The sequence below is a fragment of the Bacillus sp. TH30 genome (genome assembly GCF_016650875.1).
GTDB lineage: Bacteria > Bacillota > Bacilli > Bacillales > Bacillaceae_G > Bacillus_A > Bacillus_A mycoides.
The window spans coordinates 878,176-897,068 of sequence record NZ_JAEKEY010000002.1; the positions used below are offsets into that span (position 1 = coordinate 878,176).

Genomic DNA, 18,893 nt, shown 5'->3' on the forward strand with positions numbered 1-18,893 from the left:
AAAACGACGATTTCACTTTCCATTAGTAGTTATTGTTATACCTACTAATATAAAAAAGAAGCCTCTACAAGTCAACTGATAATTCCGAATTTTCATCCGAAATAAAAAGCCTTCTTTTGAAAGGCTTTTTGTACATAATGAATTATTTCAACTGTAGAGCATTTGATATATTACCCTCCAAATGCTCACGTAAGGTTGAACCTGTATACTCTTCTCTAAATACACCTGCTCTCACGAATAAAGGAATCACTTCACTAAAGAATAAATCCAATGATTTTGGAGGACCGCCTGGAATTGCAATAAATCCATCTAGTGCCCCTGCTTCAAATCTTTCCATAATTTGCTTACAAACATCTTGTGGTGTGCCAATAGCGACCCAATGAGCAGAACCAACAACTTCTGGTCGTTCTAGTATTTGCTCAACAGTTGGTTCATTTTTTATGATGAAATTCCGTAATAATTCCGCATGTGTTTTACTACGTACAGTTTGATCTCTACTTGGCAGCATATCTTCAGTTACCTTACTTTCTAACGGAATCCCTCTAACGTCTAATCCGAGTACCATTTCAAGTAAAGCGAACCTCTTCTCTTTTGTGAGATGTTGATGGGCTTGCCTATGCATCTCTAGTGCTTCTTCATATGTATCACCTATAAAGAAATATAATCCAGGCAATACACGTATAGCATCTTTCGTTCGGCCATGTTGCTCTGATCTTCTTCTCAAATCTTGACGAAGTTCAATTCCTGTTTCTATATCTGGCATCGCGGCGAAAATCGCATCCGCAACAGAGGCAGCGAAATTCCGACCAGGATCTGACGCACCCGCTTGAAATAATGGCATTTCTCCAGAAATATGCTGAGGGACATTAAGTGGACCTTTCACCTCAAAGTGTTCACCACTATGCTCAATTGGCTGTACCATTTCCCTAATTACATCTGCGTTGTCTTCTTTTAAAACTTCATAAGGATGGCTCCTCCAAAGTTTTCTTACTAACTCTGTACATTCTGCCGCTTTCGCGTATCGCTCTTCAGATGGTGGCATCCCTGTCTCACCAAAGTTTTCAGCACCATCAATTGATGTGACAATGTTCCAACCTACTCGGCCGTTACTAATCCAATTTAAAGATTGTAGTTGCCTCGCTAGTATATATGGTGGATAAAATGATGTTGACGCGGTCGTAACGACTCCAATCTTTTCTGTTGCATACGCAATAGCAGTAAATAATAATGTTGGATCTAAAATTACATTCCCCTTATTACGAGCAATTAAATCAGGGTGCGCCACTAAATAATCGGCTTTAAATACAAAATCTAACTTAGCCTTCTCTGCCAGTCTTGCTAACTCTACTTGTTCATCGATTCCTGAATCAAACTTATTCTCTTGTTCTTTCTTTCTAGAAATCAAACATAGTCCAATGCAAAGCTGTTTTTTTATAGACATATGTACACACCTTCCCCTTAGTTTTTAATTCACCTAGTTAAACAAGTGATTCGACCATTACAACTTCCTTTCTTATTAAATATCATAAAATGATATTGATAATCATTATCATTTTATGGTGTAACTGGAATAAAAGCAACAACAAAAAAAGACTCCCGCTATCGGAAGTCCTTTATCTCAATATTTCATTCGCTTCTTTTTCATAAATTTTATCAAATGAAGTCATAATACGTTGCGATGCTTGAATCATTTTTTGACTCGACATAAGATCTGCCATTTCTTTCGTCATATCCACATTTGAATTTTCTAGCATATGATTTTTTACAATCCCTGTACCGTTCGGTAAATCAGCAATGTTTCCTTCTGCTAGTGTAAAGCTTTTATTTTCACGTTGCACGAGACGCGCGTTCGTTTCTGCATCTACTGTTTTCGTTTGCAACTGTGCAATTACTATCCTCTTAATATCTGGTTTAAATTCAGTACCCTCATTAATCTCCCTATAAATTTCTCCATTATTAGATACGAAGAAATCCACATTTTCTGGAATACGAATACGTTCATTATTTACATCCATAACATAAGCACCTGAAGATGTTTGTAAATAACGATCACTATTTAATGTAAAACTACCGTCTCTCGTTAAAAACGTTTCATCATTTTTAGATGTAACGAAAAATGATGATGTTCCAGCCGCACCGTCGTCTAAAAAGAAATCTGTAGCACTATTTGTCATTTGTATATTTCCTTGCACTAAGTTCACATGCGTCGCAGCTGGTACGACAGCGTAATCGACCGAACCGATATTTGTCGTCGATCCGTCTCCGCGGCGATATGTGTCTTGCACATCAAATACTTTAGAAGTCATGTTTTCTGCTTTAAATCCTGTCGTTTGGGCATTTGCGACGTTATTCGAATGAACATTAATATGCTGCATGTAATTCATCATACCCATAGAGCCTATATAAAGACCGTTCATACTCGTTTGAATAAGGCAAGCGCCTTATTCTTCACCTCTTTTCTTACGATGTTTGTAACATTTGTTTTGCTAAATGTTCAGCTGTAGCGATATGTATATGTTGCTTCACGTCTTGTCCATCTGTCATTAATACAATTGGAGCTGATGATACAGCTGGAATTTTCAACAATTCACCACTACTCGCTGTTTCATCAAATTTCGTAAACACGATACCATCAATATGAATATCTTTAAAGTTCGTAATGATTTCAATCATGTCTTTACTTTTCATAGAAGCTGATAATGTTAAACAAATATAATCTGGCTCTACTTGTCCCATCGTCTCAATCATTTCTTCAACCGTTTCTGACGTACGATAATTTTTACCGGCTGTATCTATTAATATATAATCGACGCTCGCTTCTTCTTTAAAATAAGTGAGCGCCCTTGTCATAGCTGCTTCATCTCGCACAGCAATTACTTCTGCTCCAATTGTTTTTACATAATCTTGCAGTTGCTGTACTGTTCCAATGCGAGAGTGGTCGGTTGTAATAAAACCAACCGTTTTTTTCTTACCGTGAAACTGCCACGCCATTTTCGCAAGTGTCGTCGTTTTTCCAACGCCAGTTGGACCGATTAATGCAATCGTTTGTACTTCTTTTTCAAATACGTTTTCAGTATTGAAATGAGATCTCATATCTTCCAATATGTATCCGATGACTTCCTCTTCTGTAATCATCGTTGCATTCTCAAACTTCACTTTTAATTTTTCAGCATATGCATGAATGAAATATTGTTCCACATCGTTTTGTTCTAACATCCGAATTACTTTTTGAATAATAAATGGCACAGATTCCTGCTGTTCTTTTTTAACAACTACTTCTTCTTTCTTTACAGGAATAGCTTGTTTCACGGCAGGCTGTTTTTTCGTTACTTTCGCCTCTTCCGTACGTTTCACAACGACAATCCCTTTTTCAAACAGTTGTAATAGTTTCTCTTTTTTTCTTGCCCATTCTTCACTATTTCCTGTTTGCATCGCCGCGTACGACATAGAAGTCGTTACGTTTTCTAAATTGTGCAAGACAGATTGAATTCCATTTACCTTCACGATTTCTACTGAAGGTTCATTTACAACATCCATTAATTGTTCATGAAACTGAGCTATGCCTTCGTTACTTTCTTCCTGTTTATCTTCAGGAAAAGCGACTAACATTTCATAATTCTTCTTCCAAAAAAACGGGATGTTTCGTTTTACACTTTCATCGACAACGTAGTAATAATCTGTACCATATTGGTCAAATAACTTTCGATACAATTCATTTTTCGAAGCTGCTTTTATTCGCATTAACGCTTCTTTTTTTTCTGTACTTTCCATTACTTCACCCCCTACTATTCAATATAAGCAATTTGATCTACAACAATTTCTGGTGCCAATTCACTAATACATAATACTTTAGCTTCTATTTGATAACGTTCAAGAAGTCTCACAATCGCAAATCTGAAATCTTTTCTGCGTGTTAATAATACTGGCTCTCTTCCCATTAAACGCGCTTGTTTGAAAACGCGCTGTACTTGCTCTACTACTCGCGTTTCTAAATCTAAATCCCAGTTTAATAAATAACCTTGATATGAATTATTAACAACATCCGCATCTAACTCGATTGAATCAGCGAAAAGCGCTGCATAAATTTTCCCGTCAGGATTTTTCGCACTCTCACAAATAACTTTTGAAATACATTCACGAACAAATGCAGTGACACCATCAACATGGTTTTGATAAATTTCTTTCCCGTCAATAATACCTTCAATAATTGTCGGTAAATCACGGATTGAAATTCCTTCTTTCAGCAGTTGTTTAATAACATTTTGCACAAGTGATAAATCAATTTCTTTCTTCTTAATCTCTTCTAATAAAACGCCATTATCAGTTTCAAGCGAGTTAATCAAGTCTTTCACATGTTGACGCTGAATTAACTCATGAAGATTACGTCTAACGACAACATCTAAATGCGTAATTAATATGCTGAGTGGCTCTAACACTTGATAGCCTTTCATTTGTGCATCTTGTACCATATGCTCCAAAATCCAATATCCATCTTCGCCGAAAATTGGATCTTTCGCTGGCTCTGCATCTAAATCAGCCATTACATTCGGTGTTTTCAGTGCTAATAAATAACCTGATTTTAAAACACCTTCAGCCGCCTTCGCACCTTTAATACGAATAATGTAACGTCCGCGTGGTCTAAAGCTCGTATTATCTTTAAAGTTAATTCCAGGAACGTTAATACCAAGGTCGGTAATAATCGACTTCCTCATTAGAACAACTTTATCACGAGCTGTTTCCCCGTTAATCTTCTGCTTTACAAGTGCCGCTAAATCTAAACCGAGCTCTACGATAATTGGATATTTATCTGTAAAGACTCCGAATGAATCTTCCACTTGCTGTAATTGCTCATCCTCGCCTTGAATCATTTCTAATTCTTTTTGAAGCTCGTCTTCTTTTTCTTTCTTTATTCGCTTTTTATTGCGAATTCCTAAGAAGATAATTGTTCCACCAACGAGAGCAAATGGTAGAAATGGTAGCGGGGTAAAAACACCCATTGCGATAAATAAACCACCGAGTGCATATACAACAACTTCATGCGCTAATAACTCTTTAAAGATTCCTTCAGTTACTGTATCAGCTGAACCGTCAAATACACGCGTTACGATAATACCTGTTGAAATCGCAAGCATTAACGAACCGATTTGGTTTACAATTCCGTCACCGACAGTTAACTGTGTATAGTGAATAGCCGCATCTGCAAAGCTCATTCCTTGCTGCATCATACCGACAATTAAACCGAAAATAATGTTTACGAATAAAATGACAATCCCGAAAATAACGTCCCCTTTAATGAACTTTCCGGCACCATCCATCGCTCCGTAAAACTCTGTTTCCATATTTAATTTTTTTCGTTTCGCCTGTGCATCTTTTTCTGTAATAAGACGCTGATTCAAGTCAGCATCGATAGACATTTGTTTCCCTGGTAAAGAATCAAGTGTAAAACGAGCTGCTACTTCAGCTGTACGAGACGCACCGTTTGCAACAATAAACTGGAATATGATTAAAACTATAAAAATAACGATACCAATTAATAAGTTCCCGCCAATTACGAACTGGCCGAACTCTTCAATAACATGACCCGCATTTCCGTCTGTTAAAATCGCTCGCGTCGTCGAAACGTTAATCGATACGCGGAAAATCCCGATTAATAACAACATCGTCGGAAATGACTTTAATTCATCCCACTCGTTAATACTTGTAGCTCGCATATAAATAAGTACTGACATACTTAGTAGAAAAACGATAACGATATCAAGTATAAATGGTGGAAGTGGAATTAAGAGCGCCACAACGAATGACGCTGCTAAAAAGATAGAAAAATAGGTTCTTGCAGAATCCATCTTAAACAAAGAGATCCCCTCCAAACGCGCTATTATACTTCAAGTTCTTTCGTTTGAATTAAATAGCGCATAACTTCAATTACAGCTACATATAAATCTTCTGGAATCGTCTCATCTTCCTCGACTTGATAATATAAAGAACGAGCGAGCGGACGGTTCTCTACCATTGGTATTTCTTGTTCACGGGCAAGCGTTCGTATATATAATGCGAGCTCATCTTCCCCTTTTGCAACGACAATAGGCGCCGCATCAACTTGTTTATTGTAACGAAGCACCACTGAAATATGCGTCGGGTTGTTCACAATAAACGTTGCACCATCCATCTTCTTCGCGATTGTCCCTTGCAAGATGGCATGCATAAAGTTTTTTCGTTTCCCCTTTACTTGTGGGTCCCCTTCATTATCTTTATGCTCTTGTTTCACTTCTTCTTTTTTCATCTTAATATCTTGTTCGTACTCCCATTTTTGATAAATGAAATCAATAATAGAAAGAATGATTAAAATAATTAAAATGGCTAAAAAGATAAATTTAATTTGGCTAATAATTTCAGTAAGTGACGCTGTCCAGTTAAATCCAATCATACTAACAATCTTCTCTAAATTCTTTTTAAAGAGAACGTACGAAACGTAACCGATTAATCCCATATAAAACAGTGATTTCAAAATATCTACTAAACTTTTACGACTAAACAATCTCGTAAAATAGTTTTTCGGATTAATACGTGATGCTTTCGGCTTAAGTACTTTAGAAGAAAATAAGAAACCGACTTGAATCATATAATTGAATAAATGAAAAGCGTATACGAGTATTAATATAGGAGCTGATACTTTCAGAAGTAATATGCCCATTAAATAAAAATACTCGGTCGAATCTGTATTTTTTCCAATTTGATCAAACAGCACCGCTACGGAATTCGCAATCTCAAAACCGAGCCAATCTCCGAAAAAGTAAACGACAACTGCTAATACAAGAATGGAAAATAAATTATTTAAATCTTTACTCCGGGCGATATTCCCTTCTTCACGCGATTTTTTACGCTTCTGCGGGGTGGCCTTTTCTGTTTTATTATCCTTTGCCATGCGCGTCCCCCTACTTCGTTAAGAAAAAGTTAAATAGTTTCGTATACTCTTCCAGTAATACGTCTGTCATATTTTTAAACACATAACCGAGCATCGGTACACTCATCGCAATAAACAAAATACCACACGTTATTTTAATTACGTACGCATTCATAAAAACGTTTAATTGCGGTGCATTTTTTGCGATTAAAATAAGGACGAAATTAATAATGAATAGACTGCCCATAAGTGGCAAAGCAATTTCAACCGCTGATGTAATTGCAAATAATAACGTTGCGAGTAGACTATCTAAAAAACTAGTCGTCAACAATTTTGAAATCGCCTCTGTATATTGAAACGACTTTAAAATCGTGGCAACGAAATAGTTAATGCCGCCCAGTGAAATAAAAATAATAAGAAAAAATATATCAAAAATTGTTGATAGCAAAGTGGACTGTGACCCTGCATTTACATCAAATAAACTCGCCTGCGATAAACCGATATCAAAGTCTAAAATATGCCCTGCCATTTTCGGAATGTTCCACAGCATCTCTACAATTTTTGAAAGTGATAATCCAATTACAATTTGCGTTCCTGCATAAGCTGCTACATCCCAAACTGTCTTTATGTGAGAGACATCCACTTGATCTGCCACTGTAATCGAAAGAGCGAGTCCAAATGTAACCTTTGCCATCGCCGGAATTGATCGACCTGAGAAAAACGGTAAAAAATATAAAAATGAAGTAATGCGACAAAACGCAAAAAACGTCGCCGCCCATAATTCCATATTCATTTCAGTTCACCTATCTTAGTACGAACGCAATAGCGATGGGATTTTATCAAATAAATCTAAAATAAGCATCGTTAACTCTTGAAACATCCACGGACCTAAAATGATAATAACGAGCACAATACTCGCCATTTTCGGTAAAAACGTCAGCGTTTGCTCTTGAATTTGCATCATCGCCATAATAACCGCGATAATAATAACGACAATCATACTTACAACGGCAATCGGCATTAAAATCATAACCCCTTTATAAAAAAAGGTTTGGAAAATATCTATAATTGGTGACGTATTCATTTATATGACTCCTATCACATAGCATCAAACGCTTCAGGCGACCGTCTTAAACATAATATCGACGATTTTTGTATATCCACCTAAATATACGAAAACGAGTATTTTAAATGGTAAACTTAAAATCATCGGCGGTACCATCATCATCCCAAGGTACATTAAAAGTGTACTAATAATTAAATCAATAAAGACAAACGCTAAATAAATGAACATCCCTGTAAGTAAACCTTTTTGAATTTGCGTTAACGTAAAGGATGGCACAAGCGTAAACAGTGAAAGATCCTTTAAATCTTTCGGCAACTCTTCTCCACGCACTTTCAGCATCATTTTCAAATCATGCTTATACGTATGCTTCGACATATAATCTTTCATAATCGGGGCTGTCGTCTCCGCAGCTTGACTTACTGTTATTTTTTCTTTCGTCATCGGGTCCCACACATCACTCTTTAATTGACCAAGCACTGGCTGCATTGTAAACAGCGATAAAAATAATGCGAGTCCAACAAGCACTTGGTTCGGTGGTAAATTCATAACCCCAAGCCCTTGACGAGTAATCCCAAGAACAATCATAAAATAAGTAAAATGCGTAAATAAAAGAACGATAGAAGAAGATAATGATAGAAGGGTAACGAGCGCGAATAGTTGTACACTTGAATTACTCGTAAACTCTTTTCCATTTTCGAAATTAATAAAGCCGTTCGGGGCTGCATACGCTGGATTTACAAAAACAAATGAAAAAATAATAGAAAATGCGAAAATAACGGCAAATAACGATAACTGTTTCTTTATTCTCATGATGGATCCTCTACTTTTTTCGTTTCACTCTTCACCGCGTCTTCTAACGCTTGTTGAAACTGATTTCCTGTTCCTGTTAACTGCACAGATTGTACACCGTTATTACTAATAACAGTGAACACTTGCTTTCCGTCCACTTCAAATAAAAAGGCGCTCGTTTGATGATTTAAATAAACACCGTCTTTCACTTGAATGTGTCCATTTTCACCTTGCTTAAAAAACTGCTGTTTGCGCGTCTTTTTCGTCATATAATATGCACCATAGCCGAGCGCACCAAACAGTAAAACGACTTGAAATAAGGTCGTCATATACGACATATGACTCCTCCTCTACTCTTTATCCTGCATTTGATTTTGTGCCTTCATAAGCGCTGCATGTTTCTTATCAGCTTCAATTTCAGAAATAATAATGCCAAACTTCTCGTCCATTACGATTGCCTCACCAATACCGACTTTCATATCACTTAAATATACATCTACTTTATGTCCTAAATTTTTCTCTACTTCAAGAACATCGCCAACTTTTAATTGCTTCACATCACCAAGCGTAATAGATGACTTCCCAAGCTTTACTCCAAGTTCAATCGAAATGTCTGAAACGGTATCAATATGTGCCTTCCCCGCTTCATTTCGCTTCCCTGCAAATTCTTCTAATCCCATTAATGACACAGGAGATACTTCATGCTTCATATGGATCCTCCTACTCTATAAAACTTTTAAATAGGAGCGCCTTACGCGTTCCATCTTTCCCGATAAAACAATTAAATTTATGCTTTCCATCTACATAACCACGTAGTTGGTCTGAAACTTTCGTATGAAGCGGAATAATATCGCCTTCTTCAATTTGCTCAATCTCGCCCATTGTCATCTTCTGCTCACCAACCGCAACGTGAACAGGCTTGTACACTTGATTTACTTTCACTTCTACTTCAGACGTATACTTTTTACGCTTATCCGAAGAATGTTCGACAATATTTTCAGACGTTAACTTATCCATAATTTCTTCAACAGATAAGAACGGAATACCAATACGAACTGTCGTATTCCAAAACTCTGTTTTCATATTTACGTTCAATAATGAAATAATATCGCTCGCCGTCGTAATCTTCAGCGCATTCGGATCTGTCTCCGTCGTTACAAACTTCGGTTCAATCGCAACAACGCTTTCAAATGATTGCTCTAAATTTTTACAAAGAAGCAAGAATATATTATCAAGCGTTAAAAACTCAAACGCCGTTAGCGGTCTGCGCATCGTAAAGTTACGCTTACTATCTCCGCCAAGCCAGCATTCATGAATATATATAACGAACGCTAAATCAATCTCAATAACAATTTCTCCAAGCTCTGGTAAACCTAGATCTATCACGCAATATAAATAATAATCTTTTGGCATTTTCTCTACATACTCACTCGTAAATGGAACTTGCTCAACAGTCGAAGGCTCGAGTTCAATCGGAATACGCATACGCGCTGACAACGTCTGTGACGTCTGCTTTCCAAATGTAGACGCAATCGCTTGCAAACTACGTAAATGTTCAACACCAAACTTCTCTGGTCTATTAAAATCATACTCTTGAAATTTATCTTGCTTCCCTGCTTCTTGTGCGAAAGCCGGCATTTCCTCGCCTTCATTTACCGCCTTCAGCAGGGCATCAATTTGCTCTTGGCTTAATTTTTCGCCACTCATGACAATCCCCTTCCCTACCTTTTCAATTCAACGATTTCAACGTACATTTTCCCATTCTTCGTCAAAATCTTTCCGGTTCCAATCTCTTCATTCTCAAGCATAAGACGCACCGTATTTTTCGCTGAATTTTCAAGACGATACAATGTACCTTTCGTAATATGAAGCAGATCTTCAATTTTCTTTTTCGTATTTCCGATTTCAAAATAAATTGTTAACGGAATATCATCTTGTAATTTCAAATCTAGCCAACTCCCATATCATGTTCACGAAAATTTCATGTTCTCTATTTATATAATGAAATTTTCTATTTCGAAACGTCGATATTTAATATTTTTTTAATATATCCTTGCGTTTCTTTAAATGGCGGTACGCCTCCGTACTTTCTCACATTACCAGGGCCAGCATTATAAGAAGCAAGCGCCAATACGAGATCACCGTTATTTTTCTTTAAATAACCGCTTAACTCTTTCACACCGCCTTCAATACTTTCAGCTGGTGAGAATGGATTTTTTATACCCATCTCTTTCACATTCGCTGGCATAAGCTGCATCAGCCCCATCGCCCCTGCATGTGACACCGTTTTCGGATTAAAATTAGACTCTACTTCAATCATTTTTTGAATTAACGTTTTCGGAATTCCATATGTATTACTTACACGATCAATAATATCCTCATACTTACCTTCATTCGAAGAACGTATTTTTTGAATATTATACTTTTTCGTTAATTCCCACGTATCAGCAGCCTCATTTTTCGTTTCTGGGAAACGTCGTTCAAACTCTTTTTGTGCAACTTGTACTTCATCTACTTTCTTCGTTTCAGCTTTCTCCTCAGGCTTACTCGTTTCCTCTACTTTATTAATAGATTCTTTCGGTTTATTAACAACAGTTTCTATTTTCGTAGATTGTACCGGCTGACTCATATCTTCTACTTTTGCCGGCTCTTTAGCAACTTTCGTCTCCTTCGCAGATTCACTCTGCAATTGATCTTGAAAACGGCTACTAACGAACGCTTGCGGACTACTTAACTTTTGCTGAATTTGTCCTTTTTTATATGCAAGAACTTCTTTTACTATATTTCCAACTACCATAATATCACCTTTTCGCTAAACAAAGATAATCTAATATTAGAGTTTTTTTAAAAAGTTTGCAATAATCCTTTTAATAATATTTTAATAAAAAAATGAATAGATTGTTAAACTGTTATTTTTTTATATTCATTAATTCGAATTTTTAGTTGACACCCGTTGTAGCAAGGCTTACAATAAATCTCGAAATCGATTTTTTCGCATATTACCGTTTTTCGATTTGCAGAAAAGTCAATATAAAAAAATGGGGGTTCTTAACATGAGAATTAATACAAACATTAATAGCATGCGTACTCAAGAGTACATGCGCCAAAACCAAGCAAAAATGAGTAACGCTATGGACCGTTTATCAAGCGGTAAACGTATCAACAACGCTTCTGACGATGCAGCAGGTCTTGCAATCGCAACTCGTATGCGTGCACGTGAAAGCGGATTAGGAGTAGCAGCTAACAACACACAAGACGGTATGTCATTAATCCGTACAGCTGACTCAGCTTTAAACTCTGTATCTAACATCTTACTTCGTATGCGTGACATCGCTAACCAATCTGCGAACGGTACGAACACAGCTGACAACCAACAAGCTCTACAAAAAGAATTTGGTCAATTAAAAGAACAAATTTCTTACATTGCAGACAATACAGAATTTAATGATAAAACTTTATTAAAGGCTGACAATAGCGTTAAGATACAAACTTTAGATTCTGCTGACACTAACAAACAAATTTCTATTGATTTAAAAGGTGTTACTCTTAACCAGTTAGGTCTTGACACTGTAAATATCGGTTCTGAAAAACTATCAGCTGAAAGCTTAAATGTAGCAAAAGCTACAATGGCTCGACTTGTAAAGGCAGATCAGAATGCGGATCCATCTACTTTTGCACTTGATGTTAACACTGCAAAAGAATCTTTTGATAAAATTAAAGGCTTTATCACTAATAAAACTAACGTTCAAAATGTAGAAAATGCATTTAATGATTACACAGTAGCTGATCCAGCTGATAAGGCTGATAAAGCTGACGCTATTCAAGCTGCATTTAACACAGCAATTACTGGTCTTGTAGCTGCTACACCAAACACATCAAATCCATCTTCAGCAGTCGATTCAATTGATGCGGCTCTAAAAACAGTTGCTTCTAACCGTGCTACTCTAGGCGCTACATTAAACCGTCTTGACTTTAATGTAAACAACCTTAAGAGCCAATCTGCTAGTATGGCTTCAGCTGCTTCTCAAATCGAAGACGCTGACATGGCGAAAGAAATGTCTGAAATGACTAAGTTCAAAATCTTGAACGAAGCTGGTATCAGCATGCTTTCTCAAGCAAACCAAACTCCACAAATGGTTTCAAAATTATTACAATAAGCCATTTGAGTTAGTTTCATGAATAAACCTCTCTGCTTGCGGGGAGGTTTATTTTTTCTATATAGACAGATTTAAAGGCTTTCTTTTTAGCCTGGAGAGAAGCTCCAGCCATGTTTGGAAGCGGTCAGGGCTTATTCGGACCTCGTCCCGTGTATTAAAACAAAAAGATAAAGTGAGCATAAGCTCCTTTTTCTTTTCATAACCGTTATTAGCTTTAAGACCTTATATTAACTTATAAGGAATGTCCATTATGCGTATTGGTATGAATGGCTAGACAGTCGTTGTGTGGGATGAATGTTACGATGGAGCATTTAGTTGCATTTAATACAGTTTCACAAGCAAATCAAATTTCGCAAATGGTTTCGCAGTTACTACAATCTTAAATATATAACCTTTAAAACTATTAAAATAACTCCATAAAAAATAAAAAGTGGGATACATACATGCTATGTATCCCACTTTTATATCAATTTATCCGTTATAAATTAGATCCTCCGCTAAAGAAGTAAACATCTCCCCAACGAGCGAATCTTCATCATACACACATGAGCCATTATTTTCTTCACGTTTTGCAAACGGTATTTGGGCGATTACTTCTGTTTGCAGTTGTTCTGCTAACATTTCACCACCGCCTTTTCCGAAGAGGTAGTTTCTTGAGCCATCTTGCTCTTCGTAATATGCCATATTTTCAACGATACCTAAAATGTCGTGTTTCGTATGTTTCGCCATTACTCCTACTCTAGACGCGACAAATGAAGCTACGTTATGAGGTGTCGTAACGATAATTTCTTTCGCCTGTGGAATCATCGCTGCGACATCTATCGCAACGTCTCCTGTTCCAGGTGGTAAATCTAGAAGAAGATAGTCTAATTCTCCCCAGTGCGTATTCGCAAGGAAGTTTTGAATCCATTTGTTTAACATCGGTCCGCGCCACATAACTGGGTTGTTTCCTTCTGTGAAGAATCCCATCGACATAATTTTAACACCGTGACTAACGACTGGAATTGCTGTTTGATCGATCATTGTTGGTTTTTCATTCGTTTCCATCATAGCTGGGATACTGAATCCGTATATATCTGCATCTAAAATGCCAACCTTTTTCCCCATACTTGCTAACGCAGTAGCAAGGTTAATCGTCACAGTTGATTTACCAACTCCTCCTTTTCCGCTCGTTACAGTAATAAAACGTACTCCTGAATCAGGTCGAAGCATACTAGGCATTCCAGTTTCTGTTCTAGCTTCTTTCTTTAAAGACGCTGTTAATGCCGCTCGTTCTTCCGGTGTCATTGAACCAAATGTTAAAGACACTTTCGATGCACCAATATTTCGAAGAGAGTCTTCAATATCTTGTTGAATTTTCGCCTTTAGCGGACAACCTTGTATCGTTAAAACTACTTCTAGCCCAACCTCTGTACCATCTATCTTTATATTTCTGACCATATTTAATTCCACAATACTCTTGTGCAACTCCGGATCTTCTACATGGCTTAAAGCATTCATAATTTGTTCGTGAGTAATCATCATACACATTCCTTCCATTATAGTCATTTCACCTGATGGAAAAAGTCTCCGCTTTTCCCACCCGTTTTTTGCACTAAATACGTTTCTTTCATGACCATCGTTTTATCAACTGCTTTACACATATCGTAAAAAGTAAGGGCGGCGATTGATACAGCAGTTAATGCTTCCATTTCTACACCTGTTTTACCGCTGCATTTTACTGTAGCTCGTATCATTAACTCATACCCATCACTTGTCTTTTCATAATGAAACGTAAAGTCTGTTCCTTGGATTAATATCGGGTGACACATCGGAATTATATCCGCTGTTTTTTTAGCACCGATTATGCCAGCAACTTGCGCTACTTGGAGCGGGTCACCTTTTTTCAATCCGCCATTTTGAATTGCTTCAAATAGTTCATTTGATAAAAAAATTGTACTTTGCGCAATAGCTGTACGTGTCGAAATATCCTTTTGAGAAATATCAACCATTTTAGCTCTTCCCTCTTCGTTCCAATGCGAAAACTCACTCATAATGATCCTCCTTATTTTATGAAGAATGCGGTATTCAAAGAAACAGAATTAACCCCCACTTACAGGCGGGATAAACGCGACGATATCTCCAGGTTTTACAATATCTTCGTCCGTTACAAATTCTTCGTTAATCGCTACCATAACTTTATCTAGCGTCTGTAATTGATAGTTATCTTCCAGCCATTTTTTCAATTGCTGAACATTTATCTCTCTTTTTTCTATTATTACTAATCTCTCTGAGCCAACTTCTTCTCGTAAATTTGCGAACAGTAAAATTGTAATCATTCTCTCATTCTTCTTTCTTTGGTTTTCCTTCTGGATATGGAGTATTTTCAAGTTGATCTCCAATCCACTCCGTTCCATCTTCCCAAAATTCTTTTTTCCAAATTGGGACGATTTTCTTTATACGTTCAATTGCGTATTCATTCGCTTCATATGCCACTTTACGATGTGGCGACGATACTGCAATGACAACGGCGATATCCATTATTTCTAGTCGGCCTACTCGGTGCGTGATTGCTATTTTCGCATCCGGCCACTTTTTCTTAATTTCTTCTCCAATTGCAGTAAGCTTTTTTACCGCCATCGGTTTATATGCTTCATACTCAAGATGTAACGTTCGTTTTCCTTTCGTTAATTCCCTTACTGTTCCAATAAAAGTTGTAATTGCTCCTGCTTCTCGTCTTGCTACTTTATTCGTTACTTTTTCAACTACAATCGGATTATCGACAATTTCAAATCGTGCTTGTCCCATCAAAACCTCTCCCCACTTTATGGAATGTCCAAGACCATTCACTACCTTCGTTATCTTCTAATAAAAGAACGTCTACAAACATCCCTTTCTTATATCCTCTCGTTCCGCCCGGTAGTACAATAAAAATGTTTGATTCTGCTAATGAAGAAACGGAACTAGATTTATCAAATCTTGATGGATAAGCGATTAGTTGTCCTTCGTTATACTGAAGCTTCGCTCGTACAAATCTTGTAAATGGATTCGGTTTTAGAAAATCTTCTCCGAGCATTGCTTTTTCTCGTTTTACATGTGGTTTTCCGCTAAACATATACGCACGAATGCTAGGTTTTACGAATAATTCAAAACCTACATAGCAAGCAGATGGATTACCTGATAATCCAAATAATAATTTTCCGTTTAATTGCGCTACAGTCGTGACGCTACCCGGCCGCATGGCTACTTTATTAAAAAGAACTGATGCGCCTAACCTTTCGTATATAGCTGGCAAATAGTCATAGTCGCCTACCGAAACACCACCAGTTGTAATTAACATATCAACTTCGCTTAACGCTTTTTTCACTGCTTCGTAGCACGTATTAAAATCGTCGCTAAACTTTCCAAAGTATTTTACTCTTCCACCTGCTCTTCGAATTTGAGACGATATCATATACGTATTACTATTTCGAATTTTCCCAGGTTGTAGTTCTTCATTTACATCGAGAAGCTCACTCCCAGTCGCTAATAGTCCAATGATAGGCTTTTTCGCTACTGGCACTTCGCTATAACCGAATGTAGCAAGAAGAGCTGAAATACCTGGATTAATGTAACAACCTCTTTTTGCGAGAACAGTTCCTTTACGTGCATCTTCACCTTGAAAGGAAATATTGTCCCCTTCTTTAAATGAGCGCCTCACTTCCATATAGCTTTTTCCGATATTCTCATATTGACGATGACGAGTCAGTTCTAGCATGACGACCGCGTTACATCCTTTCGGAATTTGTGCCCCTGTCATAATTCGAACTGCTTGAAACGCTTCTACTTCTTTATGGAATACAGAGCCTGCTCCAATTTCACCGATTACTTCAAATACAATTGGATTCTCACGACTAGCTCGTAAAGTATCTTCTGCCCTAATAGCAAATCCATCATATGGCGAGCGATCGAAAGAAGGAACATCGTGATCCGCTACTAAATCGTCTGCTAACATACGTCCGTATGCTAATTCCAGTGGTACTAGTTCTTTTACACCACAATTAGCAAATGCCATCACTTTATGAACAGCCTCTTCAACTGTAATTGGCACTCTTCTTTCCATCATTACCAATCCCTCTCTATTATCCTAATAACCGATAGTATAGTTGTTTCGCTTTTTGAATTTCATTCGTGCCATGAATAAATACACGACCATCATGAAAAATGACGATCCGATACTCTTCTAATTGGCAAGAAAGCAAATACGGATTCCGATCAAGTTTCCCGTGGTTCTTTAATACTTTTTCTAACTCATCAAAGTTGTAATGTCTATTATGCGCCGGTCTAATTTGAACTGTATTTCTTCCGCATAAAACAGCTGTCTTCGTTTGATTTTCGTATGATAAATAAGGATAAGTTCTATTTGTTCCGCACGAAGGACAGCCTTCCGTTTTGATTTTTTCTAGTTTGATAGAATGATACTGATTACTCCATATATCAAACATTAAAAACGTTTTTCTAATTGCTGCGTAATCTTCTACTAAAATTTTGAATGCTTCTGCCACTTGATAGGCAGCGACAATTTGAACAGCTGGACTAATAATTCCAACTGTGTCACACGTCGCTCCTGTAACAGGAACACTTTTCAACACGCAATGTAGGCACGGTGTTTTCTTCGGAATAATTGTATAGCTCATGCTGTATGATCCGACACAAGAACCGTAAATCCAAGGGATATTGTATTTTTGTGATAAATCATTCATTACAAATCGAATATCGAAATTATCTGTGGCATCAATAATGACATCGACACCACTTAATAAAGCTTCCATATTATCTACTCTTGCATCCATTACTAGCGCCTGAATTTGCACGTCTGAATTAATTTTTTGTAAACGATTCTGTGCTGCAATTGCTTTTGGCAATTTTTCTATCGCATCTTGTTCAGCGTAAAGTTGTTGCCGCTGTAAATTACTCCATTCTACGTAATCGCGATCAATAATCGTTAATTTCCCGATACCTGCACGTACAAAGCTTTCTGCACTTGCACTTCCTAATGCACCTGCCCCTATTATTAATACATGCTTATTTCTAATTTTCTCTTGCCCTTCTTTTCCAATAGGAGTGAACAACTGTTGTCGTGAATACCGCTCTATCATGAGGTGCCTTCCTTTCATATACTGTTATTTTTTCAATACATCTTCTTCGGTAGCACTTTGTTTCTGATAACAAGAAAAATAAGCGAATCCAACAAATCCCGCTCCGCCAATTACATTTCCGATAAAGACAGGCACAAAGTTTTTCGCAAGATCCATCCACGTAAGGTGACCCGCAAAAATTACGGCTGAAATGACAAACATATTTGCTACTACTTGCTGAAACCCAATGACGACAAATGCCATAATCGGAATCCAAATCCCAACAATCTTTCCGATTAAATCGTTCGTTCCATACGCTAACCAAATTGCAAGGCAAACGAGCCAGTTACAACCAATTGCTAAAATTAACGTTCTCCCGAAAGATTCATGTAATTTATCTTGAGCTATCGCTATCGTTTTATTTAAATAGGCACCTTCAGTTAACCCGCCAAGGTGACCGAAACAATACGCTACGAAAAGGGCACCTGCGAAGTTCGTTAAAGTGATCCACGTCCAATTGTTTAACACATGTTTCAATGAAATTTTCCGTGCATACAGTGCCATGGCCATCGACATCATATTTCCCGTAATTAATTCTCCTCCTGCTAAAACAACGAGCATAAGTCCTATAGGAAAAACCGCTCCTCCTATAAAATTGACTAAACTTCCCCACTGCTCTGGTACATTACCTAGAACACGAATATTAAGTAAAAATCCTAACGAAATGAATGCTCCTCCTAAAAAACCAAGAATAAGCATCGCTGATAGCGGTTGCCTCACCTTTTGAACACCGGATTCAATCACAAGCGCAGCAATTTGTTCCGGTTTATGAAATGCCATAACCAATTCCTCCATTTTTCTCATCTAAAAAAAGCAGCACCAAA

The 18,893-nt window shown here is 37.3% G+C and carries 20 protein-coding genes and 1 pseudogene; 1 reads left to right on the forward strand and 20 read right to left on the reverse strand.

Annotated features, from left to right (window positions below; genetic code table 11):
* Positions 1–142: 142 nt before the first annotated feature.
* From JFU20_RS06640 to JFU20_RS06700, 13 genes and pseudogenes are all read right to left on the reverse strand, one after another.
* Complete coding sequence (locus JFU20_RS06640) at positions 143–1,441, reverse strand: NtaA/DmoA family FMN-dependent monooxygenase (RefSeq protein WP_002166033.1); 1,299 nt, start codon at positions 1,439–1,441, stop codon at positions 143–145.
* Positions 1,442–1,613: 172 nt separating this feature from the next.
* The gene (locus tag JFU20_RS06645) at positions 1,614–2,417 is read right to left on the reverse strand and encodes a flagellar basal-body rod protein FlgG (protein WP_033710116.1); all 804 of its coding nucleotides are present in this window, start codon (positions 2,415–2,417) and stop codon (positions 1,614–1,616) included.
* Positions 2,418–2,460: 43 nt separating this feature from the next.
* Positions 2,461–3,771 carry a flagellar biosynthesis GTPase FlhF gene (gene flhF / locus JFU20_RS06650; protein WP_002011990.1) on the reverse strand — a complete coding sequence of 437 codons (1,311 nt, stop codon included), beginning with the start codon at positions 3,769–3,771 and terminating at the stop codon, positions 2,461–2,463.
* 14 nt (positions 3,772–3,785) lie between these two features.
* A complete protein-coding gene (gene flhA, locus JFU20_RS06655) occupies positions 3,786–5,852 on the reverse strand; it encodes a flagellar biosynthesis protein FlhA (protein ID WP_002166035.1) in 2,067 nt (688 codons plus the stop codon).
* 23 nt (positions 5,853–5,875) lie between these two features.
* Positions 5,876–6,922, reverse strand: a complete 1,047-nt coding sequence (gene flhB / locus JFU20_RS06660; RefSeq protein WP_002166036.1) for a flagellar type III secretion system protein FlhB — start codon at positions 6,920–6,922, stop codon at positions 5,876–5,878.
* A 10-nt stretch (positions 6,923–6,932) separates the two neighbouring features.
* The gene (locus JFU20_RS06665; protein WP_001055697.1) at positions 6,933–7,694 is read right to left on the reverse strand and encodes a flagellar biosynthetic protein FliR; all 762 of its coding nucleotides are present in this window, start codon (positions 7,692–7,694) and stop codon (positions 6,933–6,935) included.
* 15 nt (positions 7,695–7,709) lie between these two features.
* Positions 7,710–7,985 (reverse strand): flagellar biosynthetic protein FliQ, encoded by a 276-nt coding sequence (locus JFU20_RS06670; RefSeq protein WP_002011993.1) that lies wholly within the window; start codon positions 7,983–7,985, stop codon positions 7,710–7,712.
* Positions 7,986–8,018: 33 nt separating this feature from the next.
* Positions 8,019–8,777 carry a flagellar type III secretion system pore protein FliP gene (locus JFU20_RS06675; RefSeq protein ID WP_002126633.1) on the reverse strand — a complete coding sequence of 253 codons (759 nt, stop codon included), beginning with the start codon at positions 8,775–8,777 and terminating at the stop codon, positions 8,019–8,021.
* Positions 8,774–9,094 carry a hypothetical protein gene (locus JFU20_RS06680; RefSeq protein WP_000121176.1) on the reverse strand — a complete coding sequence of 107 codons (321 nt, stop codon included), beginning with the start codon at positions 9,092–9,094 and terminating at the stop codon, positions 8,774–8,776. Before JFU20_RS06680 ends, JFU20_RS06675 begins: the two co-directional genes overlap by 4 nt.
* Before the next feature lie 12 nt (positions 9,095–9,106).
* Positions 9,107–9,466: a flagellar motor switch protein FliN gene (gene fliN / locus JFU20_RS06685; RefSeq protein WP_002011996.1), complete on the reverse strand. Its 360-nt coding sequence runs from the start codon at positions 9,464–9,466 to the stop codon at positions 9,107–9,109.
* A 10-nt stretch (positions 9,467–9,476) separates the two neighbouring features.
* Positions 9,477–10,463, reverse strand: a complete 987-nt coding sequence (fliM, locus tag JFU20_RS06690; protein ID WP_002011997.1) for a flagellar motor switch protein FliM — start codon at positions 10,461–10,463, stop codon at positions 9,477–9,479.
* A gap of 14 nt (positions 10,464–10,477) precedes the next feature.
* On the reverse strand, positions 10,478–10,702 hold the full coding sequence (locus JFU20_RS06695; RefSeq protein ID WP_002011999.1) for a flagellar motor switch protein FliN: 225 nt from the start codon (positions 10,700–10,702) through the stop codon (positions 10,478–10,480).
* Positions 10,703–10,788: 86 nt separating this feature from the next.
* Positions 10,789–11,553: pseudogene (locus tag JFU20_RS06700) on the reverse strand (lytic transglycosylase domain-containing protein); the annotation flags it as partial.
* A gap of 256 nt (positions 11,554–11,809) precedes the next feature.
* On the opposite strand from JFU20_RS06700, the gene JFU20_RS06705 reads away from it, so the two are divergent.
* On the forward strand, positions 11,810–12,913 hold the full coding sequence (locus JFU20_RS06705) for a flagellin N-terminal helical domain-containing protein (RefSeq protein WP_002166037.1): 1,104 nt from the start codon (positions 11,810–11,812) through the stop codon (positions 12,911–12,913).
* A gap of 471 nt (positions 12,914–13,384) precedes the next feature.
* Here JFU20_RS06705 and JFU20_RS06710 read toward each other — a convergent pair whose 3' ends face one another.
* Genes JFU20_RS06710 through JFU20_RS06740 form a run of 7 tightly spaced genes read right to left on the reverse strand, consistent with a single transcriptional unit; the run spans position 13,385 to position 18,849 of the window.
* Positions 13,385–14,437, reverse strand: coding sequence for a P-loop NTPase (locus JFU20_RS06710; protein ID WP_033710181.1), 1,053 nt, complete (start codon positions 14,435–14,437; stop codon positions 13,385–13,387).
* 20 nt (positions 14,438–14,457) lie between these two features.
* On the reverse strand, positions 14,458–14,946 hold the full coding sequence (gene moaC, locus JFU20_RS06715) for a cyclic pyranopterin monophosphate synthase MoaC (protein ID WP_002012005.1): 489 nt from the start codon (positions 14,944–14,946) through the stop codon (positions 14,458–14,460).
* Between the two features lie 48 nt (positions 14,947–14,994).
* The gene (moaD, locus tag JFU20_RS06720) at positions 14,995–15,231 is read right to left on the reverse strand and encodes a molybdopterin converting factor subunit 1 (protein WP_002012006.1); all 237 of its coding nucleotides are present in this window, start codon (positions 15,229–15,231) and stop codon (positions 14,995–14,997) included.
* Positions 15,232–15,235: 4 nt separating this feature from the next.
* Positions 15,236–15,700, reverse strand: a complete 465-nt coding sequence (locus tag JFU20_RS06725; RefSeq protein WP_002166040.1) for a molybdenum cofactor biosynthesis protein MoaE — start codon at positions 15,698–15,700, stop codon at positions 15,236–15,238.
* Positions 15,681–16,994 carry a molybdopterin molybdotransferase MoeA gene (locus JFU20_RS06730; protein WP_033710182.1) on the reverse strand — a complete coding sequence of 438 codons (1,314 nt, stop codon included), beginning with the start codon at positions 16,992–16,994 and terminating at the stop codon, positions 15,681–15,683. Before JFU20_RS06730 ends, JFU20_RS06725 begins: the two co-directional genes overlap by 20 nt.
* Before the next feature lie 19 nt (positions 16,995–17,013).
* Complete coding sequence (locus JFU20_RS06735) at positions 17,014–18,030, reverse strand: molybdopterin-synthase adenylyltransferase MoeB (protein ID WP_002166041.1); 1,017 nt, start codon at positions 18,028–18,030, stop codon at positions 17,014–17,016.
* Between the two features lie 24 nt (positions 18,031–18,054).
* Positions 18,055–18,849, reverse strand: coding sequence for a formate channel (locus JFU20_RS06740; protein WP_151304690.1), 795 nt, complete (start codon positions 18,847–18,849; stop codon positions 18,055–18,057).
* Positions 18,850–18,893 lie beyond the last annotated feature (44 nt).